The 10,756-nt window shown below is 72.2% G+C and carries 10 protein-coding genes; 6 read left to right on the plus strand and 4 right to left on the minus strand.

What is annotated here, in order from left to right:
* Positions 1 to 424 precede the first annotated feature (424 nt).
* The 4 genes from ACZ7G3_RS03395 to ACZ7G3_RS03410 all read left to right on the plus strand — a co-directional run bounded on the left by ACZ7G3_RS03395 (position 425) and on the right by ACZ7G3_RS03410 (position 3,588).
* On the plus strand, positions 425 to 1,021 hold the full coding sequence (locus ACZ7G3_RS03395; protein WP_426601352.1) for a suppressor of fused domain protein: 597 nt from the start codon (positions 425 to 427) through the stop codon (positions 1,019 to 1,021).
* Between the two features lie 240 nt (positions 1,022 to 1,261).
* On the plus strand, positions 1,262 to 1,903 hold the full coding sequence (locus tag ACZ7G3_RS03400) for a DUF6758 family protein (protein ID WP_470923024.1): 642 nt from the start codon (positions 1,262 to 1,264) through the stop codon (positions 1,901 to 1,903).
* 166 nt (positions 1,904 to 2,069) lie between these two features.
* Complete coding sequence (locus ACZ7G3_RS03405; RefSeq protein WP_426601350.1) at positions 2,070 to 2,927, plus strand: PHP domain-containing protein; 858 nt, start codon at positions 2,070 to 2,072, stop codon at positions 2,925 to 2,927.
* 55 nt (positions 2,928 to 2,982) lie between these two features.
* Positions 2,983 to 3,588, plus strand: coding sequence for a MarC family protein (locus tag ACZ7G3_RS03410; protein ID WP_426601349.1), 606 nt, complete (start codon positions 2,983 to 2,985; stop codon positions 3,586 to 3,588).
* Between the two features lie 93 nt (positions 3,589 to 3,681).
* Here ACZ7G3_RS03410 and ACZ7G3_RS03415 read toward each other — a convergent pair whose 3' ends face one another.
* Complete coding sequence (locus ACZ7G3_RS03415; RefSeq protein ID WP_470923025.1) at positions 3,682 to 3,834, minus strand: hypothetical protein; 153 nt, start codon at positions 3,832 to 3,834, stop codon at positions 3,682 to 3,684.
* 237 nt (positions 3,835 to 4,071) lie between these two features.
* Here ACZ7G3_RS03415 and ACZ7G3_RS03420 point away from each other — a divergent pair, with 237 nt between their 5' ends.
* On the plus strand, positions 4,072 to 4,977 hold the full coding sequence (locus ACZ7G3_RS03420; protein ID WP_426601401.1) for an NYN domain-containing protein: 906 nt from the start codon (positions 4,072 to 4,074) through the stop codon (positions 4,975 to 4,977).
* Between the two features lie 129 nt (positions 4,978 to 5,106).
* Here ACZ7G3_RS03420 and ACZ7G3_RS03425 read toward each other — a convergent pair whose 3' ends face one another.
* The gene (locus ACZ7G3_RS03425) at positions 5,107 to 5,994 is read right to left on the minus strand and encodes an alpha/beta fold hydrolase (RefSeq protein WP_470923026.1); all 888 of its coding nucleotides are present in this window, start codon (positions 5,992 to 5,994) and stop codon (positions 5,107 to 5,109) included.
* A 263-nt stretch (positions 5,995 to 6,257) separates the two neighbouring features.
* A complete protein-coding gene (locus tag ACZ7G3_RS03430) occupies positions 6,258 to 8,774 on the minus strand; it encodes a DEAD/DEAH box helicase (protein ID WP_470923027.1) in 2,517 nt (838 codons plus the stop codon).
* A 524-nt stretch (positions 8,775 to 9,298) separates the two neighbouring features.
* Between ACZ7G3_RS03430 and ACZ7G3_RS03435 the strand changes: the two genes are divergently transcribed.
* The gene (locus ACZ7G3_RS03435; protein ID WP_426601345.1) at positions 9,299 to 10,108 is read left to right on the plus strand and encodes a ferritin-like domain-containing protein; all 810 of its coding nucleotides are present in this window, start codon (positions 9,299 to 9,301) and stop codon (positions 10,106 to 10,108) included.
* Between the two features lie 76 nt (positions 10,109 to 10,184).
* Here ACZ7G3_RS03435 and ACZ7G3_RS03440 read toward each other — a convergent pair whose 3' ends face one another.
* Positions 10,185 to 10,454, minus strand: coding sequence for a hypothetical protein (locus tag ACZ7G3_RS03440; RefSeq protein WP_426526709.1), 270 nt, complete (start codon positions 10,452 to 10,454; stop codon positions 10,185 to 10,187).
* Positions 10,455 to 10,756: the final 302 nt, after the last annotated feature.

Here is a 10,756-nt window from a genome sequence, read left to right on the forward strand (position 1 = left end):
CGGCTTCGCTGCTGGTTTCAGCTGCTGGTTTCAGCTGCTGATACGGATCGATGAATCGACGAATCGATGAATCGACGGACCGGATCAGGCAAAACGAGACGAAGTGCTCTTCCGCGTGAAGGCGCGCGGGTGATGGGAGGCGGCAGGGGCGGGAAGCCGGAGCAGCTGCATCAGCGGCCGGAAGAGCGGGTGGTACTGCACGGTCGACTTCGGTCCATGCCAGCCCCACCTCCTCCGGCCGGTCCCTCGTGAGGGACGATCGATTCCCTCTGTTTGGAGGGGTTCCCCGTAGGGGAGTCTTCATGGGGTCGGGGTCTTGATCGCGACGCGCTGCGTGCTGCCCCGAACCGCTGGGCCAGAGTACCAGTCACCCACGTGTCAAGGTGCCGCTTCGCCGCTTCACTACGGGTTCTATGCTCGCCGCATGGCTGATGTTCTTCCTCTGGTCGAGGCCCGGTTGCACAGCGCGCTGGGCGAGCCGGACGCACGCGCGGCGGTCACCTTTCTCGGTACCGACCGTATCGAGGTGCTCCGCTTCCCCGGCGGCGGCCAGGAGGGCGACATCGTCCGCTATGCCACCCTCGGCATGGCGGCGCAGCCCATGGCTGACCCCACGGCCGTACTCGCCGATCCGCTCAAGGGCCCCCGTGCCGAGCTGGTCCTCTCCGTCCGGGCCGGTCTCGCCGACACCGACAAGGTGCTCCGTCCGCTCGCCGTGCTGGCCGCGTCCCCGCAGGTCGAGGGCGTGGTCGTGGCGCCCGGAGCCTCCCTGGACGTGGGCGCGGCGCTGTGGCCCGGGGCGCCGTTCACCTCGGTGCTGGTGGCCGAGCCGGGCGGCCTGGTCGAGGACCTGGAGCTGGACGCCCCGCTGGACCCCGTACGGTTCCTGCCGCTACTGCCGATGACGCCGAACGAGGCGGCCTGGAAGCGGGTGCACGGTGCGCAGGCCCTGCAGGAACGCTGGCTGACGCACGGGACGGACCTGCGCGATCCGTCCCGCGGGTCCGTCCCGCTGGAGTGACGGAACTCACCGGTCTCCGGCCCGCGTCCGTCGGTCGGCGGAGTCCGTGGCTCAGTGAAGGCCGTGACTCCGTGACTCCGTGACTCCGTGACTCCGTGACTCCGTCCTCGGCCGCGTGCCGCGGCTCGGTTCCGGTTCCTGAATGGTGCAAAGTACACCTGGTTCCGGCTGGGTGGCCGTTCCGTCCGGATGGGTGATCGTCCTTGACGTGGGCGGGTGAGGGTAGGACCGTGGGGCCCTATGAGGGGCGAACCCAGTTGCCCGAAATGTGGTGGCCGGGTCAGGGCTCCCGGCCTCTTCTCCGATTTCTGGCAGTGCGACCTGCACGGCACCGTGTATCCGGTGCAGCCCGTGCTCCCGCCCAGCGTCGAGGCGCTCGGCGTCGTGGTGCACCGCACGCAGGTGCCGGTCTGGATGCCGTGGCCGCTGCCCGTCGGGTGGCTGTTCACCGGTGTGGCGTGCGCGGGCGACGATCGCAGTGGCGGCCGGGCGACCGCCGTGGCCTGCTCCGGCCCCGGACCCCTCGGTGGCATCGGTGAGCTGATCCTGATCGCCGAGGAACTCGGCGTCGGCCTCGGGGCGCGGTACGCGGGCATCGACGCCCCGGACCCCGGGCCGTTCATGGACGTCGAGAAGCCGCCCCAGGCGAAAGTCCTGGCGGCCGGCCGTCCGACGCCCCTGTGGCACGTCTCCGGCGCGCCCGTCGACCGCGCAGTCTTCGCCGGGGAGGCCCTCGGAATGTGGCTGTGGGCCGTCGTGTGGCCGGAGCGAGCGGGCCTGCTGATGTACGAGGAACTGGTGCTGACCGACCTGCGGGACGCGGGCGCCGAGGTGGACCTGGTGCCGTGCGGGGCGCTGTCGCCGCGGCTGATCCAGCCGTAGGTGCCGCGTGGGGCCCTGCCCCTTGCCCTCGGCGGCCCCCCGGGGTCGTCGCGGGGGCGGGTGCGCGTAGGGGGTGCAGGGCCGCTGCGGGTGTGACAGTGGTGCGTGGAGTTCCGGTTATCCTTGAGCGTCCCCTTCCGTCCCGTCACCGCTTGGAGTCAGCGTCGTGCGCATCGATCTGCACACCCACTCCACCGCGTCCGACGGTACGGACACCCCGGCCCAGCTCGTACGCAAGGCCGCCACGGCCGGGCTGGACGTCGTCGCGCTCACCGACCACGACACCACGCGCGGACACGCCGAGGCTGTCGCCGCGCTCCCCGAGGGACTCACCCTCGTCACCGGCGCCGAACTCTCCTGCCGCCTCGACGGTGTCAGCATGCACATGCTGGCCTACCTCTTCGACCCCGAGGAGCCCGCCCTGCTCGCCGAGCGCGAGCTGGTCCGGGACGACCGGGTGCCGCGGGCCAAGGGCATGGTCGCGAAGCTCAACGCGCTGGGCGTGCCCGTCACCTGGGAGCAGGTCGCGCGCATCGCCGGCGACGGCTCGGTGGGACGGCCGCACGTGGCCACCGCCCTCGTCGAACTCGGCGTCGTGCCGACCGTGGGCGACGCCTTCACCCAGGACTGGCTGGCCGACGGCGGCCGGGCCTTCGTGGAGAAGCACGAGACCGACCCCTTCGAGGCGCTCCGGCTGATCAAGGGCGCGGGCGGCGTCGCCGTGTTCGCGCACCCGGCCGCCGCCAAACGGGGCCGTACGGTACCGCAGACCGCGATCGCGGACCTGGCCGCCGCCGGGCTCGACGGCATCGAGGTCGACCACATGGACCACGACACGGACACGCGCGCACGGCTGCGGGGCATGGCGGAGGAACTGGGACTCCTGGTGACCGGCTCCAGCGACTACCACGGCTCCCGGAAGACCTGCGTACTCGGCGAGTACACGACGGACCCCGAGGTGTACGGGGAGATCACGCGGCGGGCGTTCGGGGCGTTCCCCGTGCCGGGGGCCGGCGGGGTCTGAGTCCCGCCCCGGCCACACCTTTCCTCCCCTCTCCCGCAAGGCCAGTAGCTCACCCATGTTCGACGTCGCCGTCTTCGGCTCTCTGTTCCTGACCCTTTTTGTCATCATGGATCCCCCTGGGATCACCCCGATCTTCCTCGCGCTGACCTCCGGCCGGCCCGCCAAGGTGCAGAAGCGGATGGCCTTCCAGGCCGTCTGCGTGGCCGGTGGCGTCATCACGGTGTTCGGTCTGCTGGGGCACCAGATCCTGGGCTACCTGCACGTGTCCGTGCCCGCGCTGATGATCGCGGGCGGACTGCTCCTCCTCCTGATCGCGCTCGACCTGCTCACCGGCAAGACCGACGAGCCGAAGCAGACCAAGGACGTCAACGTCGCCCTCGTGCCGCTGGGCATGCCGCTGCTCGCCGGGCCCGGGGCGATCGTGTCGGTCATCCTCGCCGTGCAGAAGGCCGACAGCGCGACCGCCCAGGTGTCGGTATGGGCGGCGATCCTCGCGATCCACGTGGTGCTGTGGCTGGTGATGCGGTATTCGCTTCTGATCATCCGGGTCATCAAGGACGGCGGTGTGGTCCTGGTGACCCGCCTCGCCGGCATGATGCTCTCCGCGATCGCGGTGCAGCAGATCATCAACGGCGTCACCCAGGTGATCCAGGGCACCTGAGGGGCACATGAGCTCCGGGCGTGACCAGGGCCCCGCACGGAACGCCGTGCGGGGCCCTGGTCATGTGCGCAGAGGGTCTGCGGAGTCTCCGCGCTACAAGGCCGAGGCGTCGGCGGGGCGGATCCACAGGCGCTGCCCGACGGCGGCGGCCTGCTGAACGATGCGGTTCACGGAGGCGGCGTCCACGACGGTCGTGTCCACGGGGGTTCCGTCGACGTCATCGAGTCGCATGATTTCGAAGCGCATGGCCTCTCCCTTGATCTGGTCATCCTCCTGAGGAGAACTACTGATGTGGCTCCTGGGTCGTCGGTGCCCGGGCTTCCGTAATGAGTCAACGGAGTGCGCGCTGCAAACATTCCCTACGCTAAGGAAATTTTTCGAACTGCTAAATACTGACTGGTGAGCGGCATGATCCCGGGGTGGCGGGTGACCGTGAGAAGACTGATCGGGACCGGTTGTGTTCGCAGCGTGACCGCCGGGACAATGGAGGCGATGAACGACGACCTCACGTCCCTGGACGCCCGCATCGATCGCACCAACGAACTGCTGCAGCGCATGCTCGCCGAGGTGGCCAAGACGCCCTCGACCCACGCGATCTTCGTCGACGCCGGTTACCTCTACGCGGCGGCGGGACGCCTGGTGGCCGGGACCGAGGACCGCCGGGCCTTCGACCTCGACGCCGAGGGACTGATCGAGGCGCTCATCGACAAGGCGCGCACCATCTTCGCGGACAGCCGCCTGCTGCGCGTCTACTGGTACGACGGCGCCCGGCGCCGCATCCACACCGCCGAGCAGCAGTCCATCGCCGAGCTGCCGGACGTCAAGGTCCGCCTGGGCAACCTCAACGCCAACAACCAGCAGAAGGGCGTCGACTCACTCATCCGCTCCGACCTGGAGTCCCTCGCGCGGCACCGCGCCATCAGCGACGCGGCCCTGCTCGGCGGCGACGAGGACCTGGTGTCGGCGGTCGAGGCCGCCCAGGGCTACGGCGCCCGCGTCCACCTGTGGGGCATCGAGGCGCCAGAGGGCCGCAACCAGGCCGACCCGCTGCTCTGGGAGGTCGACAGCCAGCGCACCTTCGACCTGGATTTCTTCAAGCCGTACGTCTCCCGGCGCACGGCCCAGGCCTTCGACACGGCGGGCGTGGCCCGGCCGGCCCGCGAGGACGTCCGCTTCGTGGGCGCGCAGATCGCGGCGAAGTGGCTGGCGGCACGAGGCCGTGAATCGCTGGTGGAGCTGCTCCCCGGCCATCCCTATCTCCCCGGCTCGGTGGACCAGGACCTGCTGGTGGAGGCCGAGGGGCTGCTGCAGTACTCGCTGCGCGGCCAGCCCGACCTCCGCCGGGCGCTGCGGGACGGCTTCTGGGAGCACTTGCGGGCGCAGTACTAGGCACAGTGCCGGGCGCGCAGTACGTGCTCGCAGTGCCGGGCGCGCAGTACGTGCTCGCAGTCCGGGCGCACAGTGCGTACTGCTCGCAGTGCCGGGCACAGCCCAGTGCCACGTGCGGTACCGGCGGTGCTAGAGATCCGTCCGTGGCCGGGTGGGGGCGCCGTCCCAGAAGTCGGCGAGGGCGCGGGCGGTCGGCAGGGGCCGGTCGGTGTTGGGGGAGTGTTCGGCGCCGGCGATCACGGTCCTGCGCGCGTCCAGCCGTACGGCCATCTCGTCCAGGAGGGGTACGGGCCAGGTGTCGTCGTACGCGCCCGACAGCACGTGGAACGGCAGCGGCACGGCGGCGAGCTCGGCGACGCGGTCCGGCTCGGTACACAACTGCCGCCCCGTGGCGAGTAGTTGAGCGGGCCTGGTGCCCAGCCAGCGGCTGCGCAGCCGTTGCGGGTCTCCGGGACCGACGGCGGGGCCGCCGACCTCCTCGGGTGGCCCCATCGTCTGGATCACCTCCCAGACCTCGGCCATCGTCATGGTGTCGAGCGCGTCCCGAAGGAGCTTCACCCGCTGCTGCTGGGAGACGGAGATCCTCGCCGGGCCCGAGGACATCAGCGTGAGGGAGGCGAAGGGGGCGTGGTCGAGCAGGACGGCGGCACGCGCGATCTGACCGCCGAGGGAGTGCCCGACGAGATGCACCCGGGTCCCGAGGGCGGCGACCTGCGCGAGCACGTCCCGGGCCAGCTCGGTCTGCGCGTAGCCGGCTTCGTCGTGCTCGGGTCCGTCGGACTCGTACTGCCCCCGCCCGTCCACGGCGACCGTACGGTACCCGCGCGCCCCGAGCGGTTCGTGGAGCTGTGTGAAGTCCTCCTTGCTCCCCGTGAACCCGGGCAGCATCAGCACCGTCCCCTTCGCCTCGACCCCGCCGGCCACGGGCGAGTCGACGACGGCGAACTCACCACGCGCGGTACGCAGCCGGTATGCGCGGGCGCCGGAGGGCAGGGTGAAGGTGGCGTTACTGCTCACGGGCAGAGGTTATCGGGCGATACGGGTGACGGAGAGGGCGGCCCGCTGCCGGGCGTCGCCCGCCCCGTCCCCGCCGCCCCCGTGTTTCCCTGCTCCAGCACCCGACCACCGGGCCTCCCGGTGGTCGGGTGTCCGGGCGGGCCGGAGGCGCCGGCTGGTCGGGGGATGGTCGGGGGATGGGCGGGGGACGGATGCGGGAACGCCGACGGCCCGGGCCCGCGCGGGTGGCGGGACCGGGCCGACGGTCGGGTGAGCGGCGTTGATCAGCTTTCGCCGGCCTCCGCAGGCTGCGTGGCAGCCGCGGCTGCCTTGCGGGTGCGGCGCGCCTTCGGCTTCACCTCGGCCGTGTCGGCGGCCTCGGCGGGTGCCTCGACGGCAGCGGCTGCCTTACGGGTCCGGCGCCGCGGTGCGGCCTCCGGCTCCTGCGAGGCCTGGGCCGGGATACCGGCCGTGGCCTCGGTGGCTTCGACGGACTCGGCGGCCTTGCGGGTGCGGCGGCGCGGCTTGGCCTCCGTGGCCTCGGCCGTGTCGACGGCGGCTTCCGCCTCGGCTGCGGCGGTCTTGGCCGCGGCAGTCTTGCGGGTACGGCGCGGCTTCGCCTCGGCCGCTTCCGGCTCCTGTGCCGTCTGGGCCGGGATACCGGCCGTGGCCTCGGTGGCTTCGACGGGCTCGGCGGCCTTGCGGGTGCGGCGGCGCGGCTTGGCCTCCGCGGCCTCGGCCGTGTCGACGGCGGTCTCGGCCTTGGTGGCGGCGGTCTTGGTGGCGGCCGTCTTGCGGGTGCGGCGCGGCTTGGCCTCGGCGGCCTCCGGGGCCTGCGCGGGCTCGACGGCCTGCGCGGGCTCGACGGCTGCGGCCTTGCGGGTGCGGCGCGGCTTGGCCTCCGCGGTCTCCGTGAGGTCCGCGGTGTCCGTCGCGGTCGACGCCGTCGCGGCCTTCTTGCGGGTGCGGCGGGGCTTCGTCTCCGTGGGGTCGGACGCGGGCTCGGTCACTCCCTCGGCCGTGTCGACCGCCGTCTCGGCGGCCGTGGTCGTGACCGCCGCCTTGCGGGTGCGGCGGCGCGGCTTCTCCACGGGAGCCTCGACCGGCTGGGCCTCGACGACCGCCGGCTCGATGACCGCCGGCTCGACCACCGGTGTGGCCTCCAGCGGCGCGGTCGGCGCCTCGGCCGACTTGCGGGTGCGGCGGCGACGCGACTGCGCAGGCGCCTCGGCGATCTCCGTGGCGTCCGCGATCTCGGAGGCCGCGAGCGTGGTGTCCGCCGTCCGCGCCGAGGGGGCGTCGGTCGCCGTGGCCGTCACCGGCTGGCGCGACGGCTCTCCACTGCGCGTGCGGCGCCGGCGGCGCAGCGTGCGGGGAGCCTTGACGGCGTCCGTGTCCGCGTCGGCCACGCTGTCCGCACGGCCGGCCACGGCCTCGGGTGCGACGGTGGCGGAGGCGTCCGCGTCCACCGGTGCCCCACCGCGCATCCGACGGCGGCGACGCGGCGTCGTACGGGACGAACGCTCGCGCTCGGCGGAACGGGACTCGTCCCGGCCACCACGGCCACCGCGGCCACCGCGGCCGTCACGGTCGCCGCGCGCGCGGCCACCCGGTTCGCCCAGGTCCTCCAGCTCCTCCGCCTCGAGCCCGGCGCGCGTGCGCTCCGAGCGGGGCAGGACACCCTTGGTGCCCTCGGGAATGCCGAGGTCGGTGTAGAAGTGCGGGGAGGTGGAGTACGTCTCCGGCGGGTCGCTGAAGCCCAGGTCCAGCGCCTTGTTGATCAGCTGCCAGCGCGGGATGTCGTCCCAGTCGACCAGCGTGATCGCCGTACCCTTCGCGCCCGCGCGGCCGGTCCGGCCGATGCGGTGCAGGTACGTCTTCTCCTCTTCCGGCGACTGGTAGTTGATGACGTGCGTCACGCCTTCGACGTCGATGCCGCGGGCGGCGACGTCGGTGCAGACGAGCACGTCCACCTTGCCGTTGCGGAAGGCGCGCAGGGCCTGCTCGCGGGCGCCCTGGCCGAGGTCGCCGTGGACCGCGCCGGAGGCGAAGCCGCGCTGCTTGAGCTGGTCGGCCAGGTCGGCCGCCGTGCGCTTGGTGCGGCAGAAGACCATGGCCAGTCCCCGGCCGTCGGCCTGCAGTATGCGCGCCACCATCTCGGGCTTGTCCATGTTGTGCGCGCGGTAGATGAACTGCTTCGTGTTCGCGACCGTCGCGCCCGCGTCGTCCGGCGAGGTGGCGCTGATGTGCGTGGGCTGCGACATGTAGCGGCGGGCCAGCCCGATGACCGCGCCCGGCATGGTGGCCGAGAACAGCATGGTCTGGCGCCGGGCCGGGAGCATGTTGATGATCTTCTCGACGTCGGGCAGGAAGCCCAGGTCGAGCATCTCGTCGGCCTCGTCCAGGACCAGGCTCTTGATGTGCTTCAGGCTCAGCTTCTTCTGGCCCGCGAGGTCCAGCAGGCGGCCCGGGGTACCGACGATCACGTCGACGCCCTTCTTGAGGGCCTCGACCTGGGGCTCGTAGGCCCGGCCGCCGTAGATGGCGAGGACGCGCACGTTGCGGACCTTGCCGGCGGTCAGGAGGTCGTTGGTGACCTGCTGGCACAGCTCGCGCGTCGGGACGACGACGAGGGCCTGCGGGGCGTCGGTCAGGGCCTCGGGGGCGGCGCGGCCCGCCTCGACGTCGGCGGGGACGGTCACGCGCTCGAGGAGCGGGAGGCCGAAGCCCAGCGTCTTGCCGGTGCCGGTCTTGGCCTGGCCGATGACGTCCTTGCCCGAAAGGGCTACGGGGAGCGTCATCTCCTGGATGGGGAAGGGAGTGATGATGCCGACGGCTTCAAGGGCTTCGGCGGTCTCGGGGAGGATCCCGAGGGATCGGAACGTCGTAGTCAGGGTGCTGCCTCTTCTGTGTACGTGGTGCGAGGCGAGCGCGCGGGTCGTGCCGGACCGTGTCGGGGACGTCGGCTGCCTTACGGGGGAGCCGTAGGACACGGGACCTCTGTCGACGCTCCAGCGCTCGTACCACTGAGGGTCCCCCTCCGGATTCCGTACGCAGTGTGGCGTACGGCAGGGAGGGCTGTCGGGTCGGAGCCGATCGGGCCACCGACCGGGCATCCTCATGCGTGCGGCCCGACGAAGATGTCACGTACCCGTACGTCACATACTCGGCAGGCGCATTACCACCATACCCCGGATTCGCGCACACGCGATGGCCGATTTGGTCGCGTAGTTGTCGTCACACTGATCGGCCAGGGTGGATCGGGGGCCGACCTGGGCCGACGGGGGTCCTTCCGGCAGACGACAGGCGGGCTATTGTGCGCTGCATGACGAGCTCGGACAAGCCTGGCAACGCCGCAGACGCCCCCGCCGAAACCACCGGAGCCACCGAAATCTCCGGAACCACTGAAACCTCCGCAGCCACCGAAACCACTGGAGCCACCGGGGTCGCCGCCCTGGACTGGGCGACGGCAGCCGCCGACCCCCAGTACCGCGCCGCGGTCGTGGACCTGCTCGGTGCGCTCGCGTACGGCGAGCTGGCGGCGTTCGAGCGGCTCGCGGAGGACGCCAAGCTGGCGCCCACGCTCGCGGACAAGGCGGAGCTGGCGAAGATGGCGTCGGCGGAGTTCCACCACTTCGAGCGGCTCCGCGACCGGCTCGCCGAGATCGGCGAGGAGCCGACGGCGGCGATGGAGCCGTTCGTGGCCGCCTACGACGGCTTCCACAAGCAGACGGACCCCTCCGACTGGCTGGAGGGGCTCGTCAAGGCATACGTCGGTGACTCCATCGCCAGCGACTTCTACCGAGAGGTCGCGGCCCGCCTCGACTCCGACACCCGCGAGCTGGTGCTGGCCGTGCTCGACGACACCGGGCACGCCGGTTTCGCCGTGGAGAAGGTGCGTGCGGCGATCGACGCGGACCCGCGGGTGGGCGGGCGGCTCGCGCTGTGGGCGCGGCGGCTGATGGGGGAGGCCCTCTCGCAGTCCCAGCGGGTGGTCGCCGACCGGGACGCCCTGTCGACGATGCTGGTGGGCGGTGTCGCGGACGGCTTCGACCTGGCCGAGGTAGGCAGGATGTTCTCCCGGATCACCGAGGCGCACACCAAGCGGATGGCGGCGCTGGGTCTGGCGGCCTGATCGCTGCCGGGCACCCCGGTGCGGGTCCCGTCGGTCGCTCACTTCCGGCGTGGACCCCACCGGACGCGGCGGCCGCTCAGGCGGTCGCCGATCGGCCACGGAGTCTTCCCGCGGGCCGCAGCAGCAGCGACAGCGAGGCCGCGGAGAGGGCCGCCGAGCCCAGGAGGACCAGCAGCAGACCGCCGGCGCCCAGCGCGGTGTGTGTGACGAACGCCCCGAACAGTGCCCCCGCGATCCCCGTCGGCAGGACCAGGACACGGTCCGGCAGACGGTGTGGCAGACGGCGGGCGGCGGCCCATGCCAGGGCCAGGCCGAGGATCGCGGCGCTGAGCGCTTCCAAGAGCATGTCGGGGGTCCCTCCCACATGGCCGGCCTGCCCGAAACGGTCACAGCCGTCTTACCCCTGACCTGCGGAATGCAACCCTCCCTCTGTGGGTGAACTGTGCTCCGTGTGTGAAACGGGAAGAGCTCGGACAACGGGAAGAGCTCGGACGACGGGAGGGGGGGGGGGGGGGGGTGCCCCCCCCCCCCCCCCCCCCCTCCCCCTCTTCCCCCCCCCCCCCCCCCCCCCACCCCCCCCCCACCCCCCCCCACCCCCCCCCCAACCCCCACCCCCCCCCCCCCCCCGCCCACCAAGCTCGCCCCACC

It is taken from the genome of Streptomyces sp. NPDC037271 (assembly GCF_055603605.1).